The 17,292-nt window shown below is 69.6% G+C and carries 25 protein-coding genes and 2 pseudogenes; 9 read left to right on the plus strand and 18 right to left on the minus strand.

What is annotated here, in order from left to right; translation table 11 throughout:
- Positions 1-86 precede the first annotated feature (86 nt).
- The 14 genes from E1193_RS31830 to E1193_RS11780 form a co-directional block, all read right to left on the minus strand.
- On the minus strand, positions 87-977 hold the full coding sequence (locus tag E1193_RS31830) for a hypothetical protein (protein ID WP_165945711.1): 891 nt from the start codon (positions 975-977) through the stop codon (positions 87-89).
- A 78-nt stretch (positions 978-1,055) separates the two neighbouring features.
- Positions 1,056-1,346, minus strand: a complete 291-nt coding sequence (locus tag E1193_RS11730) for a hypothetical protein (RefSeq protein ID WP_132183085.1) — start codon at positions 1,344-1,346, stop codon at positions 1,056-1,058.
- A complete protein-coding gene (locus tag E1193_RS11735) occupies positions 1,343-2,032 on the minus strand; it encodes a hypothetical protein (RefSeq protein ID WP_132183087.1) in 690 nt (229 codons plus the stop codon). The genes E1193_RS11730 and E1193_RS11735 overlap by 4 nt, the downstream gene beginning before the upstream one ends.
- Positions 2,029-2,205 (minus strand): hypothetical protein, encoded by a 177-nt coding sequence (locus E1193_RS31835; RefSeq protein ID WP_165945712.1) that lies wholly within the window; start codon positions 2,203-2,205, stop codon positions 2,029-2,031. Before E1193_RS31835 ends, E1193_RS11735 begins: the two co-directional genes overlap by 4 nt.
- Before the next feature lie 41 nt (positions 2,206-2,246).
- Positions 2,247-2,666, minus strand: a complete 420-nt coding sequence (locus E1193_RS33085; protein ID WP_243707519.1) for a hypothetical protein — start codon at positions 2,664-2,666, stop codon at positions 2,247-2,249.
- Positions 2,663-3,007: a hypothetical protein gene (locus tag E1193_RS11745; RefSeq protein ID WP_132183089.1), complete on the minus strand. Its 345-nt coding sequence runs from the start codon at positions 3,005-3,007 to the stop codon at positions 2,663-2,665. Before E1193_RS11745 ends, E1193_RS33085 begins: the two co-directional genes overlap by 4 nt.
- Positions 3,004-4,302 (minus strand): hypothetical protein, encoded by a 1,299-nt coding sequence (locus E1193_RS11750; RefSeq protein ID WP_132183091.1) that lies wholly within the window; start codon positions 4,300-4,302, stop codon positions 3,004-3,006. The genes E1193_RS11745 and E1193_RS11750 overlap by 4 nt, the downstream gene beginning before the upstream one ends.
- Positions 4,299-4,454, minus strand: a complete 156-nt coding sequence (locus tag E1193_RS31840; protein ID WP_165945713.1) for a hypothetical protein — start codon at positions 4,452-4,454, stop codon at positions 4,299-4,301. Before E1193_RS31840 ends, E1193_RS11750 begins: the two co-directional genes overlap by 4 nt.
- Positions 4,451-4,774, minus strand: coding sequence for a hypothetical protein (locus E1193_RS11755; RefSeq protein ID WP_132183093.1), 324 nt, complete (start codon positions 4,772-4,774; stop codon positions 4,451-4,453). Before E1193_RS11755 ends, E1193_RS31840 begins: the two co-directional genes overlap by 4 nt.
- Complete coding sequence (locus E1193_RS11760) at positions 4,771-5,277, minus strand: hypothetical protein (RefSeq protein WP_132183095.1); 507 nt, start codon at positions 5,275-5,277, stop codon at positions 4,771-4,773. Before E1193_RS11760 ends, E1193_RS11755 begins: the two co-directional genes overlap by 4 nt.
- Positions 5,274-5,624, minus strand: a complete 351-nt coding sequence (locus tag E1193_RS11765) for a hypothetical protein (RefSeq protein WP_132183097.1) — start codon at positions 5,622-5,624, stop codon at positions 5,274-5,276. Before E1193_RS11765 ends, E1193_RS11760 begins: the two co-directional genes overlap by 4 nt.
- Entirely contained in the window at positions 5,621-6,232 is a 612-nt protein-coding gene (locus E1193_RS33090) for a hypothetical protein (RefSeq protein WP_243707521.1), read from the minus strand. The genes E1193_RS11765 and E1193_RS33090 overlap by 4 nt, the downstream gene beginning before the upstream one ends.
- A gap of 75 nt (positions 6,233-6,307) precedes the next feature.
- Complete coding sequence (locus tag E1193_RS11775) at positions 6,308-6,583, minus strand: hypothetical protein (RefSeq protein ID WP_132183099.1); 276 nt, start codon at positions 6,581-6,583, stop codon at positions 6,308-6,310.
- Positions 6,580-6,792: a helix-turn-helix domain-containing protein gene (locus E1193_RS11780; protein WP_132183101.1), complete on the minus strand. Its 213-nt coding sequence runs from the start codon at positions 6,790-6,792 to the stop codon at positions 6,580-6,582. Before E1193_RS11780 ends, E1193_RS11775 begins: the two co-directional genes overlap by 4 nt.
- 168 nt (positions 6,793-6,960) lie before the next feature.
- Between E1193_RS11780 and E1193_RS11785 the strand changes: the two genes are divergently transcribed.
- Positions 6,961-7,338, plus strand: coding sequence for a helix-turn-helix transcriptional regulator (locus E1193_RS11785; protein WP_165945714.1), 378 nt, complete (start codon positions 6,961-6,963; stop codon positions 7,336-7,338).
- Here E1193_RS11785 and E1193_RS11790 read toward each other — a convergent pair.
- On the minus strand, positions 7,329-8,666 hold the full coding sequence (locus E1193_RS11790) for a site-specific integrase (RefSeq protein WP_132183105.1): 1,338 nt from the start codon (positions 8,664-8,666) through the stop codon (positions 7,329-7,331). The genes E1193_RS11785 and E1193_RS11790 overlap by 10 nt on opposite strands.
- Positions 8,667-9,023: 357 nt before the next feature.
- Here E1193_RS11790 and E1193_RS11795 point away from each other — a divergent pair.
- Positions 9,024-9,421: pseudogene (locus E1193_RS11795) on the plus strand (type II toxin-antitoxin system VapC family toxin).
- A gap of 164 nt (positions 9,422-9,585) precedes the next feature.
- Here E1193_RS11795 and E1193_RS11800 read toward each other — a convergent pair.
- The gene (locus tag E1193_RS11800; RefSeq protein WP_132183107.1) at positions 9,586-10,470 is read right to left on the minus strand and encodes an alpha/beta fold hydrolase; all 885 of its coding nucleotides are present in this window, start codon (positions 10,468-10,470) and stop codon (positions 9,586-9,588) included.
- Complete coding sequence (locus E1193_RS11805) at positions 10,467-11,756, minus strand: MFS transporter (RefSeq protein WP_347877023.1); 1,290 nt, start codon at positions 11,754-11,756, stop codon at positions 10,467-10,469. Before E1193_RS11805 ends, E1193_RS11800 begins: the two co-directional genes overlap by 4 nt.
- Before the next feature lie 84 nt (positions 11,757-11,840).
- Between E1193_RS11805 and E1193_RS11810 the strand changes: the two genes are divergently transcribed.
- Positions 11,841-12,311 (plus strand): helix-turn-helix domain-containing protein, encoded by a 471-nt coding sequence (locus tag E1193_RS11810; protein WP_132183109.1) that lies wholly within the window; start codon positions 11,841-11,843, stop codon positions 12,309-12,311.
- A gap of 232 nt (positions 12,312-12,543) precedes the next feature.
- Here E1193_RS11810 and E1193_RS11815 read toward each other — a convergent pair.
- Positions 12,544-12,795 (minus strand): annotated as a pseudogene (locus E1193_RS11815) (tyrosine-type recombinase/integrase); the annotation flags it as partial.
- A 159-nt stretch (positions 12,796-12,954) separates the two neighbouring features.
- Here E1193_RS11815 and E1193_RS11820 point away from each other — a divergent pair.
- The 6 genes from E1193_RS11820 to E1193_RS11840 all read left to right on the plus strand — a co-directional run bounded on the left by E1193_RS11820 (position 12,955) and on the right by E1193_RS11840 (position 17,205).
- Positions 12,955-13,239 (plus strand): type II toxin-antitoxin system Phd/YefM family antitoxin, encoded by a 285-nt coding sequence (locus tag E1193_RS11820; protein ID WP_132183111.1) that lies wholly within the window; start codon positions 12,955-12,957, stop codon positions 13,237-13,239.
- On the plus strand, positions 13,239-13,550 hold the full coding sequence (locus E1193_RS11825; RefSeq protein WP_132183113.1) for a type II toxin-antitoxin system RelE/ParE family toxin: 312 nt from the start codon (positions 13,239-13,241) through the stop codon (positions 13,548-13,550). The genes E1193_RS11820 and E1193_RS11825 overlap by 1 nt, the downstream gene beginning before the upstream one ends.
- A 64-nt stretch (positions 13,551-13,614) precedes the next feature.
- Entirely contained in the window at positions 13,615-13,851 is a 237-nt protein-coding gene (locus tag E1193_RS33095) for a hypothetical protein (protein ID WP_243707524.1), read from the plus strand.
- A 101-nt stretch (positions 13,852-13,952) separates the two neighbouring features.
- Complete coding sequence (locus E1193_RS11830) at positions 13,953-14,561, plus strand: FAD-dependent monooxygenase (RefSeq protein WP_243707526.1); 609 nt, start codon at positions 13,953-13,955, stop codon at positions 14,559-14,561.
- A gap of 202 nt (positions 14,562-14,763) precedes the next feature.
- Positions 14,764-16,011: an MFS transporter gene (locus E1193_RS11835; protein WP_165945715.1), complete on the plus strand. Its 1,248-nt coding sequence runs from the start codon at positions 14,764-14,766 to the stop codon at positions 16,009-16,011.
- 315 nt (positions 16,012-16,326) lie between these two features.
- Complete coding sequence (locus E1193_RS11840; protein WP_132183119.1) at positions 16,327-17,205, plus strand: alpha/beta fold hydrolase; 879 nt, start codon at positions 16,327-16,329, stop codon at positions 17,203-17,205.
- The last annotated feature ends 87 nt before the right edge of the window (positions 17,206-17,292 follow it).

Here is a 17,292-nt window from a genome sequence, read left to right on the forward strand (position 1 = left end):
GATGTGGGCTTGGGCGCGGCGGATGGCGGCTTGGGCGGAGGCGCGGGCGCGGCGCATGCCGGGGGTCTGGTGCCGGTACGGGGCCGTCACGACGCGCTCCGGCGGCTGAGCGGGATGACGTCGGCCAGGTGCTCGGCGCGGGTGACGGTGGGCGGTGCGCCCCTGCGGCAGAGCGGGCAGGCCGGCTGGCCGTCGGGACGGTGGCCGGAGGCGAAGGCGCGTCCGTGATCGGCGCAGCCGCGGGGCCGGGCCGTCCGCTGTTCCACTTCCACCTCGGAATCGGGTTCTTCGGTCTCGGGCGCGCGCGGACCAGTTACGGCCGTACGGGGCTTGTCTTCAGCGGGGGTAGGTCCATAACTGGCACGGTCCTGGGTGGTATCGCGGTCCGGTGGACCCCCCACGGCGGGTCCACCGGACCCCCCACGAGCCGGATTCGTGGGTCCATCGGACCCCCCACGGGTTTCTGGCGAATCGTCGTGTGGGGGTTCCGGTGGACCCCCCACGGCGGTCTGACCCACCGGTTCCCTGAGGGGTCCGGTGGACCCCCCACGCTTGCCGCGCTGCTTCTCGTATTCGGCGATCGCGGCGAGCTTCAGGGCGGCCGGGGTGAGGACCTCGACGCGGTCGAGGAGGTCGGTGGGGAGGGTCAGCCGGTACTCGTCGCCGCGGTGCTGCCGGCGGGACCGGGACCGGACCTTCTCCGTGAGCCCAATCTCGATCATCTTCCGCTTCACGGCTTGGGCGACCTTCAGTCCGACTTCTGCCTCGACTGCGACGGTGGCGTCGCCGGGCCAGATGTTGGTGCCGTCGGGGTCGGCGTGACCGGACCAGACGAGCGCGACGGCCATGAACGCTGCGCCGGAGACACCGCCTCGGGTGCCCCGCCCGTTGCCCGTGATGAGGCCACCGAGGCGGGCGCGCATTATGATCTGCTCCCACTCGAAGCGGCCTACGGGGCGTAGCTCGCGGTCGGTCACCGGTGCTCCTGATCTGCTCGTGCGGGTGGTTCGAGGTGGCTGGCCGGGCCCCGGGGAAGTGAGGCCCGGCCAGCCGGGTCAGCGGGGCTCGGCGTCCGGGAAGCAGGCGGTGCAGGCCACCGCGCCGATGTGGTTGGCCATCGCACTGCTCAGCTCGTGGTGCGGCGCCCCTGGCATCTGCCCCTGCGGCAGGCAGGCGGGCACGACGGTGACGCCGCCCTTGTTGTTCTCCCAGCGGAGCTGGCCGGCGGTTCGCTGGCCGTCCCAGACCCGCTCGACCCGATGGGCGACGATGCCGGGCTCTTTGCGGACAGGGACGGCGACGAAGCCCATGACTTCGGGAACTCGGTATGCGGTCGGGGTGCTCATGCGGCTCGTGTCTCCTCGGTCGTCAGGGCGGTGCGGATGGATCGGATGGCGCGCTGGACCTGCGCGAAGCTCAGGCGCAGCCGGTAGCGGACCTGGCCTGTCCTCAGCCCGTCTGCCAGCAGCTGGCGCACGGCCTCGGTCAGGTCGATGTCGGCCAGCCGGGACGGGTCGAGCCGGCCGGCGAGGGCCTCGCTGACGGCCCACTCGTCGACCACCGGCGCGTCCGGGTCTGCGGTGTCCGGTTCGCAGGTGGGGTCGTCGATGTCGGCCCACGCCATCGGGCCGTGCCAGCCCTTCGCGACCGACCGGCGGGCGGTGATCGGCGACGGGCCGGCCCGTACGGACAGCTCCCGGTAGACGGCAGCGACCCTGGCGGCGCTGTCCACGTGGACCAGTCGGTTCAGCAGCGCGAGTCGCTGCACGGGCTGCCAGGCGATACCGAACCGGTCGGCGATGTCCGTCCACCGCCAGCCGAGGACGGCGAGGGCCTGGAGGCGGCGGCGCGTGCCGGTGCCGTCGACGTAGGCGGGCTGGGCGCGGCCCTGACGCTGCCGCTTGGCGTAGATGCGGCGGTCATCGCGGGCGTGGGGGCAGCGGCAGCCGTACCGGTAGGCGGAGTAGTCGCCGTGCCGCCGGGCCTTGCAGTGCGGGCTGATGCGGCCCCGGTCGGGCAGCACGCGGCTCACCGGTCGTCTCCGACCCGGCGGAGGTGCTCGGCCTGGGCGTCGGTGGTGTCCGGCAGCTCGTGCCGCGGGTGACGCCAGGCGAGGCCGCACACGCACAGCGGGTGGTCGGTGTCGGCCGGGTCGGGCATGGTGAGGTCGGCCCGGTACACGCAGGGAGCGAGGCGGGACTTCACGGTCTGCTTCGCACGGCGGGGCCGTGGCCGGGTACGAGCCATCACGCGCCCCCGGTCAGCCGGTCGACCTCGGCGGCCAGCTCGCGGCGGAGCAGCTCCACCCGGTGGATCTCCTCGCGCAGGGCGGGAATGTCGTCAGCGCAGGCGTGCGCGAGCAGGTTGGCCACCGCCTGGTCGCCGTGTTCCCGGGCCTCCAGCAGGTCCGTGTACCGGTCGCCGATCGCGTCCAGGTCGGCGGGGACCGGCCGGGGCCCCGGGGCCGGCGAGACGCCGACCCCGGGGAACGCGATGACACGGCGCGCGCTGAACTCGGCGTAGCGCTTGCAGCCGCAGCCGCGGTACTGGCACCGGGTTCGGCCGTTCCGCCCGGGCTGGTGCAGGGGCTCCAGGTGCGAGCACGCGCACCGGCCGGGCTCGGTAGCCACGCCGCCACTCGCGGCGCCCGGGTCGCGGCTGCTCACCGGGCCACCTCGCACGGCTCCAGGTGGCCCTTCCGCTCGGCGGCCAGCAGCTCCATGCCCTCCGCCGTGAGGTCCCCGGCGGGGCGGCGAGGGTGCCGGGAGCGGGGGCAGTCACAGCCGGGCGTCTCGCACGCCATGCACCGCTTCACCACGCAGGCGTCGCACAGCACCGGCCGGGCCTCCACCACGGTGGCGATCTGCTCGCGGAGGTCCGCCACGTTGATCGGCGCGGTGATGGGCCGGGCTGCGTTGCCGCAGCCTTGGCACATCTCGACCGGGCCGCCGGCGTTGAAGGTGGCGACGACACGGCCGCCGCAGATCGTGCAGTCAGGCAGGATCACGACGCCGCCCCCAGGTCCTCGGCCGGCGGGGTGTTCTGCGCGATGTACGACTCCAGCCGCGCAACCACCGCCTGGACCTCGTCGTCGGTCAGGTCGTTGGTGCTCCCGACCGGCCGGCCCGCGATGTCGCTGACGTACGCCAGCCGGTCATCCCGGTCGGTGATGTCGGCCTGACCGAGCAGGGCGAACATCTTGCGGCGCTGCGGGTCGTTGCCCGGGTTCTTCGGCTCCGGCGGGAACAGCTCCGCCTTGCGGGCCTTCCACTGGGCCTGGAAGTGCTCGGCCTCGGCCTTGCTGACGCGGCCCTCGTTGTCGGCCGCGACGGCGGCCCGCCACACCCGGCGGAGCCCGGTCTCGTCGGTTGCCTGGGTCAAGTCGTCCAGCAGCCCGGTGGCGGCGGCGGACAGCGCGGCAGGCGGCCCCGAGACCGGGCGGCTGGCGGGCGGCGCCGAGACGGGCCGCTCGGCCTGCCCCTCGGCCACGTCCGCGTCAGTCACCTGCGGCTGCACCAAGTCCCGGACGTGCGCCTCAGTCGGGTTGCAGCGCAGGATCTCGAAAACGACCTTCTCCAGGGTCATCCCCGGCACCGGCCGGGGCCGGTCGACGCCAGGCTGGATGCCGGCGTGCACTGACCGGGCACCCACCACCAGCGGCGGGTGATCCCGCGAGACTCGGATCCAGACCGTGGCGTCGAACGCCAGGTTCTTCTGGCCCTCGACCTTGTACTCCTTGGAGCCCTCGACGGGCCGGCCGTTGCTGTCGAGCGCGGCGACGTCCTTGCCCCGGGCGGTGACCACCGCGATGCCCGGGAAGGTCATCAGATGGGTCATCAACTTTCGGTGCTTGCCGTTGATGTCGTTCCACAGGTCCATCGAAATTTGGGGCTCTTCGTCCGGGCCGAGGCGCTTGCCCTTCTTGGCCAGGCGGGCGCGGGCCTTGGCGTCGGCTATGCCCTTGAGGAGGTCCCACTCGGCGGTGCCGGAGTCCAAGACCACGACGACCGGGGGCTCCCCCGCGTCGGCGGCCCGCTGTGCCTCGGCCTTGATGGCCTCGACGGCGGCGAGGATCTGACCGAAGGTGCCGTCGTGCTCGACGATGAGGTAGCGGGCGCCGGGGATGGCCCCGTACTCGTCGGCGGATCCTTCGCCGAGGTCGATCCAGTAGGTCTGGCCGACCTTCGGCGAGGCGGAGAGCTCGGCGCAGGCCCAGCTCTTGCCGGCCTTCTCGCCGCCCTCGATGAGGATGAGCGGCCACGGCACGCGGCCGGTGGGCGTGCGGGTCTTCAGGGTGGTCACTGTTCGGCTCCCTGTGTGGTGTCGGTCTGCGGCTCGGCGGGGGCCTCGGCGGGGCGGCCAAGGTCGGCAACCCACTGCTCGATGTCGTCGGGCTCCGGCTCGACGGCCGGGCCGCGGTGGATGAGGGCTGCGAGGACCTCGCGGGCGGTCACCGGGCACCGCCCGGGTCGTCACAGGTGGGCAGGGCGGCGATGTCCGCCGCGGTCGACCACCAGTCGGGGGTCAGCGCGTCAGGGGTGAGGGCGGCCGAGGCGACCGCGTGCCGCTCGGCGAGGCGACGCAACACGGACAGCTCGGCACGCAGCTGCCGCTCGACGCGCTGGGCGGTACGCAGGTCCCGACGGGACTCCGCCAGGTCGACGAGGGTGTCCCGGTGGGCGGTGGCGTACGCCCAGGCCAGCAGGGCGGCGGTGGCCAGGGCGATCAGCAGCACGACGACGGCGACGGCCAGGGCGACGAAGAGGCCGGTCACTCGGCACCGACCCGGGTCACGGTGAAGGTGCCGAACCGGCCGCCTTCGATGCAGCCCTTGCCGGCGGCCAGGTCCACCGAGACGACGAAGCAGCGGGAGCTCAGGTGCCGCCCGGCGTACCCGTGGACTTCTTCGGCGATCCGCTCCGCGTGGTCCGGCCCGGAGACGACCGGCCCGAACGCGGCCACGTTGTGGTTGCGGCCGACCCGAGCGAACTCCACCCGGTAGCGGGTGGCCACCTGCTCGTCGAGCACCTTGCGGCCAGCGTCGGTGAGCTGCCAGACCGCGGTACGGTCTGGGCGCTCAACCCAGCCGGCGCGCTCCATCTCCTCGATGGCGGCCGACACCTTGCGCGGTCCGCGGCGCGGGTCGCTGATGTCCCAGGCAGCAGGCTGGCGGCGGGGAGCGCCGGGCACGCCGTCCGGGCCGATGCCGTACTGGACGTGGCCCTGGCGGACGCCTTCGAGCAGGGCGAGTCGGGTCCGGGTCGGGAAGAGGCTCACGAGGCCACCTGCCGGCGGCGGTCCCACTCGACGGCGGTGATGTGCTGCTCGGCCAGCTCCCGCAGCGGGAACGCGGGCAGCGGCACGACCGGGGCGAGGTCCAGGCCGGCCATGAACTCGGCGCAGTCGCAGTACTCGCCGACGAGCACGTCCCCGCAGCAGGGCTTGAGCTGCACGGTGATCGCGGCGCGGCCGTTGATGGCCCAGCCGTCCACGCTGGCCGGCGGGGTGCCGGTGGTGGTGGGCTGCTCGTCGACGTCGTTGCGGTCGTAGTAGAGGCCGGTCGGGTCGTCGTCGACGCGGGGGCCGGTCGGAAGCTGGGGCGGGTTCGACCAGGGCGACGTCACCGGGCACCCCCAGCGGCGAGCTGCGCCTCCAGCTCGGCGACCCGGGCGGCCAGCGCAGCCTTCTCCGTGTCCTCCGGCGCCGGGATGTACGTGTACGACCAGACCTCCAGGCCACCGACCTTGGCGTCGACCTCGTACGTCCAGGAGCCGCCGCTTCTCGCGGTCTTGGTCGTCCCGTTGAAGGTGGCGGCGAGCGCGTCGACGATCGGGCGGCCCACCACGTGCTCCCGGGCGAGCAGGCCGCAGTAGAAGGTGAGGCGCGCACCGTTGACCGGCTTCGGGGTGCCGGCGAGGGTGGCGAGCCGGTCAGCGGCCTGGCGCAGGTCGGCGGCGAGGTTCAGCCAGTAGTCGGGCTTCGGCTCGGGAGCGGTGATCGTGACGGTGCCGAGCTTCGTCCGGAAGTTGTTGCTGCCGTCGAAGATCGCGACGGCTCGGCCGCCGTCGACGAACTCCAGCGTGATGGTCTCCGGGTCGTAGCCGGCCGAGGCCAGTTCGTCGGTGATGGCCTCGGTGATTTCGTCTGTCGTGGCTGGGGTGTCGAGGCGGACGTCCGGGAAATCGAACTCGTCGAAGGTGAGGCGGGTGGGGTCGGTAGTCTGCGGGTGCATCTGGACTCCTCTTGATCGGGTTCTGGTCCGGGTGCGGAGCCCTCGGCCGTGGCTGCGGTCGGGGGCTCGCTGGGCTCAGGCCGCAGCGGGACGGCGACGGCGGCGGGCGATTCGCTCGGCCGTGGCAGCTAGGTCCTGCTCGCGCTTGCTGTGCTCGGCGCTGGTAACCGTCGCCTCGCTGAGGAGGCTGAGAACCTGCTCGTCGGTGAGGTACCGCTTCTTGCCGATCTTGATGTGGGTGAAGCCCTTCGCTCGGGCGCGGCGCTGGAGACCGATCAGCGACAGGCGGTACCTGTCGGCGACCTCCTCCAGCAGGTGCAGCCGAGGTAGGGCCGGCGGGGCGTGGGTCATCGCGTCCTCTCTTCCGCGCTGACGGTGTGGGCCTCGATGTAGGCGGTGAGGCTGCTGAGCGGGATGCGGATGCTGCCGTTCGTGCCGTCGCCCTTGATCGCCTGGAGCGCCCCGGCGTCGATGTACCGGCCGACGCTCCATCGGGAGACCCGCAGGACGTCTGCGACCTCCTGAACGGTCAGAAACCGATCCGTTTCCAGCTCTGCCACCTGCCACCACCTTGCATCGAGTCGTAGCGTGTTGTGCGATTACAGACGCTAGCTTACGCAAGAAGACGATGCAAGACGCTACATGACAGAGGTGCGGAGACCGGCGCTGACCTCCCACTTCTTAGGCCGCCCTATGTCCGGATAGTTCGCTCGTGCTACAACATGCACGTGACTGATCGGGGTGTTGCCTACGACTTCTGGTGGCGCGTGCGCACCGAGCAGGACGCCCGAGGCTGGACGGACGACGAACTACGCACCCGATCCGGCGTAGCTCGGACAACGATCGACCGTCTGAAGGTCGGCCGGAGGCCACCCACCGCCCGCGTCGTCAACTCCCTTGCCGCAGCCCTGGACATCGACCTGCCTGAGGCGCACCGGCTCGCCGGACGCACCCCCGCAGCCCCGTCCGAGGACGCGCCAGCCCCGCAGGTCAGCGCACGGGAGGCGATCCTCGCCGACCCGGTCTACACCGACCAGCAGCGCAAGACGATGCTGGAGCTGCTCGACATCTTCGAGCAGGCCAACCGCAGCGGCCGTCAGGGCTGACGGCCCGCTTTCCGCGCGTCCGCGACCGCGTCCACCGCGGCGTCAATCGCCTGGGGCATCAGGTCCCCGTAAATCTCGCTCGTCGTCGCCAACTGCTGGTGCCCGAGGAGCCGGGAGATCGCCAGCGGCGTCATCCGGGGATCACTGAACAGCCAGCCGGCGTACGTGTGCCGCAGGTCGTGCCACGACGGCGCGGAGTGCAGCACGTCTGGGCAGTCGCAGTCCGATGTCGTGCCGGCCCGGGGACCGTAGTGCGCGGAGCACCGCGTGGTGTCGGAGACGACCCGCGCACCGCAGGGGCGCCCATCCCACGTTGTTCCGCCGTAGTCCCGGCACCGGCCCCGCGCGCCCTCCATGCGCTCGCCCTCGCCGGTCGGCGGATGCACCGCGCAGAGTCGGGCCCGCAGAAGAGCCGGCTTCCACACCCGGTCGTACATCCGGTCGTAGTCCAGCGCGTGGCCGTTGTCGTCGCGGAAGACGAGGGTGTCGTCTGGCTGCCCGTCGACGAGCTGGGCGAGCGTGGCGTGCAGATCAGCGCCGATCGGGAGCACTCGCTTGGCCCGGCCCTTCGTGGTGCCGAGGTACCTCTTTCCGCCGGCCTCTTTCCATGCCCGCCATACCTGGATCCGCGGCCCAGAGCTTGCCGTTGCGGGGACCAGGTGCTTCGCGGCCAGCGCGGTCACCTCCGACCAGCGCATGCCGGTTTCGACGATGCAGTCCAACAGTGGCTGCCACTTCGCGGGGAATTGCGCACGGAGCAGTTCGAAGTCGCGAGGCGTGAGGTAGACGGCGTGGTGCTCGCCGGTGTCATCGTCGGCCCGCTGGTCCCGGACGAAGTCCGTGCCGTGGCACGGGTTCACGGTGATGTGCCCATGGCGGACAGCGGCGGTCAGCGCGGTATGCAGCAGGGAGTAGTAGCGGGTCACCGTCTTCTGGCTCATCTCGCCGCGCAGGCCGTTCAGCCAGGTGCCGATGGCGACGGACGTGATCTGCGATAGGGGAGTATCACCGAACGCGGGGTATATTCTGTCGCGGAGCTGCTGCTCGTACCGCTCTCGCGTGCCAGGTGAGATTCGCGTTTTTGACGGCAGCCATTCCTCGCACCATTCCCGCAACTTCGGTGAATCGTCGGCAGGGGAATTGGAATCCCCTGTGGGGATACCCATATCCGCGTACACGCGGTCGGCGGTGATGCGCCCCCGGTGGCCCTCGACGATCGCCTTGGCCTCGTTGGCGTACTCCTCGGCGGGCCACGTGGTGTACGCCTTGCGGCCGTCGTGCCGCCAGACGACCCGCCAGGAGTCCCCTCGTCGCTCGATGCTCGCCACGGGGACAGATCATCGTCCCCATGGGGACACGGATCAAGCTTTGTAGGTCGATGGGGGTCTCTCAGGGTCACGGAACGCACAACATGAATCCGGACAATGTATGTCACCGCTGCTCAGGGCAGGGGTCTCCGATCGGCTCATAATCCCTCGGTCGCGGGTTCGAGTCCCGCCCGCCCCACACACTTCTCCTGACCTGCGGCTTTTCGCGGTGCTGCAATCGCGGTGCGAACGTCTGCGCAACACGGCGGCGCTTGATCGCTTCGCCGGCCGATCGGACGGTGCTCGCTCACTACCAGGGGAGAACGCCGCCGAGTTGACCGACCAACGGGAGCAACGCGGACCACGGGGAAGTGCCGCGTGATAGTCGTGGACGCGTCGGCGCTGGCCGATGCCCTGGTCGACGACGGGCCGGTAGGTGACGCGGCGCGGGTAGAACTGACCAGAGATCTGCACTGGGCGGCGCCAGGCCACCTTCTGGTCGAGGTCATGTCGGTGATCAGGGGCAAGGCGCTCGGTAGGAAACTCGGCCTTGCCCGGGCTGAGGAGGCGATCGACGCCCTGCCTTCGTTGGTCATCGATGAGGTTGGCGTCCCGTTGCTGCTCGACCGAATGTGGCAGTTGCGTGGCATGATGGCGTACGACCGGCATATGTCGCGGCGGTGGAGTTGATGGCCTGCCCGCTCGTGACCGGTGACGGCCGGCTCACCAAGGCCAGCGGCGTCCGCTGCGAGATCCGGCTGCTCGCCGCCCCCTGACGACGGCTGTCCGAGATCATCGACCTCGGACCTCTGAGGTGGCCAACGTGAGTGGCAGCGGCTCACGCCGGTTGATAAGACGGCCACCGCCCGATCCTTGGTTGCTCCACACACCATCGATGATCATGCGGTGGCCGTCCTCAGTCTTGCGCCACGCCCAACGCCTATGCCAGGTGGCTTTTGGAGTACCAGGGCAGCGTGCCAGCGAACCGCTTGATGTGCGCGGCGATCACATCGCTGTGATCTTCGAGCGCGAAGTGCCCCGTGTTGAGTAGGTTGACGTCGATGGTTTTCAGGTGACGCCGGTACGGGTGGGCGCCGGACTCCGGAAAGACCACGTCGTTGCGTCCCCAGACGATCAGCGTTGGCGGTTGGCGGTTGCGGAAGTACTCCTGCCATTCGGGGTAGCGTTCGGGGTTGGTGCGGTAGTCGTAGAGCAGGTCGAGCATCGCGTCCTTGTTGCCGGGGCGGCTCAGCAGCGCACGTTGTAGCAGCCAGCTGTCCGGGCTGATCCGGGCGGGGTCCGCGGTGCCGTGGGTGTAGTTCCATTCCAGCGCCGCATCGGACATACCGGCATCGCGGATCCGGTCACGGTTGGCCGGGGACGGGTCGTTCCAGAGTTGGCGAACTGGCCCCCAGAAATCGTCCGGCAGGCCTTCGTCGTACGCGTTCGCGTTCTGGAGCACGAGGAATGAGATTCGCTCCGGCCGTCGGTGGGCGAGGCGGAATCCGACTGGGCCACCGAAGTCCTGCAGGTATAGGGCGTACCGGTCCAGGCCGAGCGCGTCGGTGAAGGCCTCGATGACGTCGGTGAGGTGATCGAAGGTGTAGCCGAAGTCGGCGCTCGCCGGCGCGTCGCTGTGCCCGAAGCCCGGGTAGTCGGGCGCGACGACGTGGAAGTCGTGGCGAAGTGCGGTGATCAGGTCGCGGAACATGAACGACGAGGCCGGAAAGCCGTGCAGGAGCAGCAGGACGGGATGGCTGGGGTCACCGGCCTCGCGGTAGAAGATGTCAAGGCCCTCGACGCGAACCGTACGGTAGTGGGTCATGGTGTCCCTTCTGGTGATTGGAGTGGAAGACGCCGGGTGGACGCCCAGAACAGCAACGAGGTCAGGCTCACCGTCGCGCCGAGCGCGCATACGCCCGGCCAGCCGACGGTGCCGTAGACGAGGGTGGAGGCGATGGGTCCGATGGCGGAGCCGATCGCGTAGCAGAGCATGTAGGCTGCGGTCAGCCGGCTCTGGGCCGTCGGGCGGGTGCGGTAGACCAGGTTCTGGTTGGCCACATGCACGGACTGCAGCCCGAAATCGAACGCGATGACGGCCAGAATGAGGCCCCACAGCGATTGCGGAAGCAACGCGGCCGGGATCCACGCAGCGAGCATCACGACCAAACCAACGCCAGTGACACGCTGCGCCCGCCCCCGATCGGAGAGCCGCCCGGCGTGCGCGGCACCGATTGCGCCGGCGACGCCGGCCAGGCCGAACAGGCCGATCTGGGTGGTCGACAATGAGTACGGCGGTGCGCTGAGCTGCAGCACCATCGGAGTCAGCAGTACCGTCATCGCCAGGAACATGAGCAATGCGATGAACGCACGCACCCGCAGCGCCGAGACCTCAGCGAATAGCCGCACCAGTGACCCGATCAAGCGCCGGTACGACAGCTGGGCCCGGTGGCCGGCGCTGCGGGGCAGTGCGCGATAGAGCAGTCCCGCCATGACGAGCGTCGCCGCAGCGGCGGCCAGATACACCGAACGCCAGCCGGCGACATCGCCCAGCGCTCCGGCGACCGTACGCGCGAGCAGGATCCCGATGACGATGCCGCTCGTCACCACCCCGACGGCACGGCCCCGGTCACCGGCGGTCGCTAGGCCTGCCGCGTGGGCGAGCATGACCTGGGCCGCGACGGCCAGCACCCCCACCGCCGCCATCGCGACCAGCAACCAGTTGCTGGTCGGCGCTACCGCTACCGCGATGAGCGCGAGCACCGACAGCAGCGACTGCACGCCGATGAGACGGCGTCGGTCGAGCAGGTCACCCAGCGGGACCACCAGGAGCAAACCGAGCCCGTAGCCGACCTGAGTCGCGGTCACGACGATGCCTACCGTCGCTCGGCGCATCCCGAACTCGTTCGCCATCACGTCCAGCAGCGGTGGGGCGTAGTACACGTTGGCGACGGCGAGACCGGACGCGATTGCGAGCAGCAGCCCTGTGCCGCGGCTGAGCGCCGACGCCGCCCCGGGCGTGGCGGAAGCCGTCAGCCGACCGTCCATGGTCACCTCTACCAACGTGGTTTCATTATGAAACCACGCCAGGATGCCAGATCTTGGTTTCATGATGCAACCCCTATCTGGGAGACTAGAGTCGCATCTTGGAACCTGAGGTCAGCGCGTCGCGTGCGCTCCCGTAGGAGGGTGAGCATGGTCAAGCGGACGAGTCACAAAGGCGCCAACTGCCCGGTCGCGCGGCCCTTGGACGCCATCGGCGATGGCTGGTCGCTGCTGATCATCCGTGATGCCTTCGACGGTCTCCGCCGGTTCGGCCAGTTCCAGAAAAGCCTCGGCGTGGCCAAGAACATCCTCTCGGCCCGACTGAACAACCTCGTCGAGCAGGGCATTCTCCGCACCGTTCCGGCCAGCGACGGTAGCCCACACCAGGAGTACGTGTTGACCGACAAGGGCTGCGGGCTCTTCCCCGTCCTGGTCGCGCTGCGGCAGTGGAGTGAGGAGTACCTCTTCGAGCCAAGCGAGACCCGGGCCAGACTCGTCGACCGTGAACGCGGCCAACCGGTCGCGTGGCTGGAAATCCGCTCCGCCGACGGCCGGGCGCTCTCCCCCGAGGACACCATGATCGTCATGCAACATGGCTCAAACAACGCCCGACGTCTGTAGCGACCGATGCGACGGCTCGCGAGGTGGGACCAGATGTTCGACCCCCGAACATCGACGACCCCCACAGTTTGGCGAAGTCACCCGCTGAGCACGCCGTACGCCCGGCCGACCCGTCGGTCCCCGGCTATCGGAATCCGCAGGTCAGGGCCGGTGGCAACGGCTACGGGGTTCGTATGCCGTAACCTCCGGCCCACTTTTTGTGGCCCTGACCAGAGGCGCTACCTCTCAAAGATCATCGGGCACAGATCCGGCACAAGTCATCTTCGATCTTGGTCGGCGTGCACGGCCGATCCGTGCGGCTTGCCGGCGCGCTGAGGATCGAACCGACGACACCGCGCGGCCGGTCCCGCTTCGGCCACCAGTGCACGTACGTCTCCAAGGTGATCCGCAACGTCTTGTGCCGTAGCAGGCGCTGCACCCCCTGCGGCTCCGCGTGGTTGGTGATCAACTTGGTGGCAAAGAAGTGCCGCAGCGCGTGAAATTCACCGTGTTCCTTCGGCCAACCGGCAGCATCACGCCGGGCCGCCCACTTCCGAGACCATGTGCGGTCAGTTGCCGTGGGTGGTGGTGAACAGCAGCCAGGGCTCCTCTGGCCGACCGAAGAGCATGGTCACAATTCTGACCAGTCGCTAGAATGGTCGCTATGGAGACCATTCCGATCACGGAAGCCAAGGCTCGGATCGCCGAGCTTGCCGATCGGGTCGCTCGGGAACACGACCACTTCACGATCACCCGCAATGGCCGCGCCGACGTCATGCTGATCTCGGTCGCCGAGTACGAGTCGATGCGGGAGACGCTCGACCTGCTCTCCGACGACGCGGCCCTCGCGGATCTGCGCCAGTCGCGGGAGGATTTCGCGGCCGGCGACACGTTCTCGATGGACGAGGTTCGCGCCGAGTTGGAACGGCGCCGCGGTAGGGCGGCCTGATGCCTCCGCAGGGCGGGCGGCGGGACGACGCGCGCGAGGTGACCAGCCCGTACACGGTGGTGTTCTCCCGGCAGGCCCGCCGCAACCTGCACGAGGACCTGCCGCTGGAGGTCGCGGTCGCGGCGACGGAGACCATCCAGCACGCGATCGCGATCAACCCCTATCGGGCTGGCAAGCCACTCGACGAGCCCTTCGACGGCTTCCACTCCGCCCGCCGCGGCACATACCGGGTCATCTACCGGATCAGCGAGGCCAAACGCGTTGTGGAGATCCACTCGATCCGCCACCGGCGCGACGACTACCGCTTCTAGGGCCACGTCTGGAACCGCGCTTCATTGGGCTGGCCTGCCCACTCGCAGTGGTAGCGGGCCACCGGTGAAGGTCACCGACTGGTTCGCATGGATCCTGCATCGGCACGGCATCGATGCGGTGGTGAATGAACGCGAGCCCTGGTGCACCATGAGCCGCAACCTGGCTCATTCTCCGGACGTCCCGAGATTGACCGGAGCACACTGCGTGATCTTCTGCTCGATTCCCTCCCCGGCGACACGGTTGTCTGGCGGCACCGGCTTGTCGCGGCGACCCCGCGACCTGACGGGGGCTGGGAACTGACGTTCCATGGCGGCCACCGAACCGGCTGCTACATCCTCGTCGGCGCGGACGGCGCGCGCTCGGTCGTCCGGTCGCTGCTGACCGACGTCCCACTGTCCGGTGTGGCCACCCTCGCGGAGCTGAACATCGGAGACGTCGACCGGCGTCATCCCGATCTCGCCGAGCTGGTCGGCCCCGGGAACCTGTGGTGCGTCGGCGTGAACCAGATCCTGGCAGCGCAACGCCTCGGCGACGGGAGCCTCCGTGTCGGGATCTCGCTGCCCGCAGACGATCGCCCCATCGACGCATACCGTAGGAAGCCCGCTCTGCTGGACATGTTCGGTGGCTGGGACCCACGCCTCACCGCACTCATCGAGGCCGGTGACAGCGCGCCGACACCGCGCCTGATCGAAGCGATGCCCATCGGCACGCGCTGGTCCAGCCGGCCGGGCGTCACCCTCATCGGCGACGCCGCGCACCTCATGCCGCCGGTCGGCGAGGGCGCCAACCAGGCCATGCTCGACGCCGCCGAACTCGCCAGTCGGCTCGTCGCCAACCCCGCCGACCCGGAATCGGCAATCCGGGCGTACGAGGAGGTGATGTTCACCAGGATTCACCCGATCGCCGGAATGTCCGCACGAGTCCAGGCGATGATGCTGTCCCCCACCGCAGCGGAAGACATCGTCCGCTTCTTCACGGCCCGGCCCGCCGAACCGGCACCCGCAGACTGAGAACGCGCTGTGCGGCACGGGCCGCCTGAGAACGCGCTGTGCGGCACGAGCCGCGGCGACGTGGGAGAAGGTCCGTGAGCGGTTCACCCGCGCCCTTCGTCTGGTTTATCGCCAGCCCTACCGGGAAGACCCGCGAACCAGTACGGGAGGGGCGAGGATGACGGAACGCGCATTAAAACCCAGACAAGTAGCGTACGCCGCGATGGCCGGCACCGCGTTTGAGACGTACGAATACTTCCTCTACGCTTTCGTCGCGGCGACCGTCTTCGGCCCGATCTTCTTCCCCGCCTTCCACCCCTGGCTGGGCACCCTTGCAGCGGTGTCGAGCCACGCGATCGCGTTCTTCGTCCGACCGCTGGGTGCCCTGCTGTTCGGTCGGATGGGCGACCGGCTCGGCCGACGACCGGCGCTCATCACCTCGCTGACGCTGATGGGCGTTGCCACCATCGGCGTCGGTCTGCTGCCGACCTACGCTGCCATCGGTGTCACCGCGCCGATCCTGCTGGTGGCGTTGCGTCTTCTTCAGGGCCTGTCAGTCGGGGGAGAGATTCCGGGCGCGGTGCTGATCGGCGTCGAACACTCGCCGCCGGAACGGCGCAACCTCTTCGGCGCCTTCGCCTACATCGGGGTCACCATCGGATTCCTGATCGTCGCGGTGTCATTGCTGCTGGTCACCACGGTGGTCGGCGCGGAGACCTTCCAGAGCTGGGGATGGCGGATCCCGTTCCTGTTCAGCGCGGTACTCCTGGTCTTCGGGCTGGTACTTCGTACCCGGCTGGCGGAGACACCCGAGTTCATCGCGGCGGAAAGCCGGATCAGTCGGGAACGGGCCGCCGGTCGGCTGGGCACGCTGTTGCGTGGGTCGGGCCGCCCCCTGCTCGTCGCCACTCTGATCTGGATCGGCCCGGCCACCTTCTTCTATGCGTTCCTGACCAGCCTGCTCGCCTACACGAAGAATTACGTACCAGAGTTGAGCACCGCGACAGTGCAGTGGGCGCTGCTGCTGACCGCGACCGCGCTGACCGTGATCGCCGTCATCTCCGCCCACTACGGCAACCACGCGAACCGGGAACGGATGATCATCATCGCGGGTATCTGGTGGACCATCTGGGCGGCACCCTCGTACCTTTTGGTCGACCTGGGGTCCACACCGGCGCTGTTTACGGCCATGCTGGTCGGTGTCGTACCCCTCGGAATCGTCACCGGGGTGGCACCGGCGCTGACCGCCGACCTGTTCCCCGTCGAGGTGCGCTACCTCGGCCTCGCCATAGCCCTCACCATCAGCGTGCTGATCGGCGGGGCTCTCCTGCCGATACCCGCACTCGCCCTGGTCGGCGCGGCCAACGGCTCGGTCGTACCCATGATCGCCATCCTGCTGGTAGCCGGCGTCGCCTCCATCGTCGGCGGCTTCATGGTCCGGAGGATGCACGCGAAGCCCGCGGGCGCGTGAAACCCGAACCGCGCGGCGTGTAGGCGCTGGTTGCGGCGCCCGAGTGAGTGGAGCATGCGCCTGCCCGCATCCGTGCGGCGCGGTGGCCACCTTCTTGTGCCCTAACCTTCCCTATCAGAACTAAAAGTCTTGTCGCGCGGAGGGGTGTTGGGCATGATAGGTGCCCATGAAGGTAAATGCGGTCCACGCTGCTGACGAGGAATTCTCCCTGCTTGGCGCACCAGCAGGGGCGGACCGTGTAGCGTGTCGTCCCCGGCGGGGCCGACCGCGCGGGAAGCCGGGCAACCCCATCGGGTCGTTCACGAAGCCGACGTCATGAACTCGATCTACCGCTCCGAGAACGGCCGCCGCGCGGTGGAGGAGCGTTACCGCGCGTTCCTGCACGCCTGGCCCGTGCCCTCGACGGAGTCGTTGCTCTCCACCCGCCAGGGTGACACCTTCGTCGTTTCCTGCGGCCCGCCCGACGCCCCGCCGGTGGTCCTGCTGCACGGCGGCGGGTTCAACTCGGCGGCCTGGTTGAGCGATGTCGCAGGCTGGGCCCAGTCGCATCGGGTGTACGCCGTCGATGTGATCGGCGAGCCCGGCCTCAGCGCGCCGTCTCGGCCGTCGCTGGAGACGGATGCCTACGCCGAGTGGCTCGATGACGTGCTTGACGGGCTCGGGGTCACGCGGGCGGCGTTCGTGGGCGCGTCGCTGGGCGGGTGGCTGGCGCTCGATTTCGCCGTACGCCGACCGGAGCGGGTGGCGCGGCTCGCGCTGCTCGTACCCGCGGGGATCGGGCGTCAGAAGCACGGCGCGATCATCGCCTCGCTCTTCCTCGTGCCCTTCGGTAGAAGAGGTCGGCGTGCGGCTTACCGCTTCGTGCTCGGTCCCGTCCCCGCGTCGAGGGTGTCGGGTGCCGAGGCGGCCCTTCACCGAGACTTCGCCGACTACCTGCTGCTCATCCTGATGAACTACCGGATGCGACGCGAGCGGATGCCGGTCTTCACCGACGAGCAACTGCGCCACCTCGATGCGCCGTTGCTGGTCGTCGCCGGAGCGAAGGACCGGATTCTGGACACGCACCACACCGCCCGCCGACTGCGTCACCTGTGTCCCGACGCCGCCGTCACCATGCTGCCCGACACGGGCCACATCCCCACCGGATACGCCGAGACCATCCAGCGGTTCCTGACCGACGCAGGCCAGGAATGAACGAGATTCCCGAGTCTGAGCCGACCGAGGACGTGCGGGCACTGCGCCCGATGCTGCGCGCCGACCTCGTCGCGGCGATGAAGGCGG

This window comes from Micromonospora sp. KC606 (assembly GCF_004348675.1).
Classification (GTDB): Bacteria; Actinomycetota; Actinomycetes; order Mycobacteriales; family Micromonosporaceae; genus Micromonospora.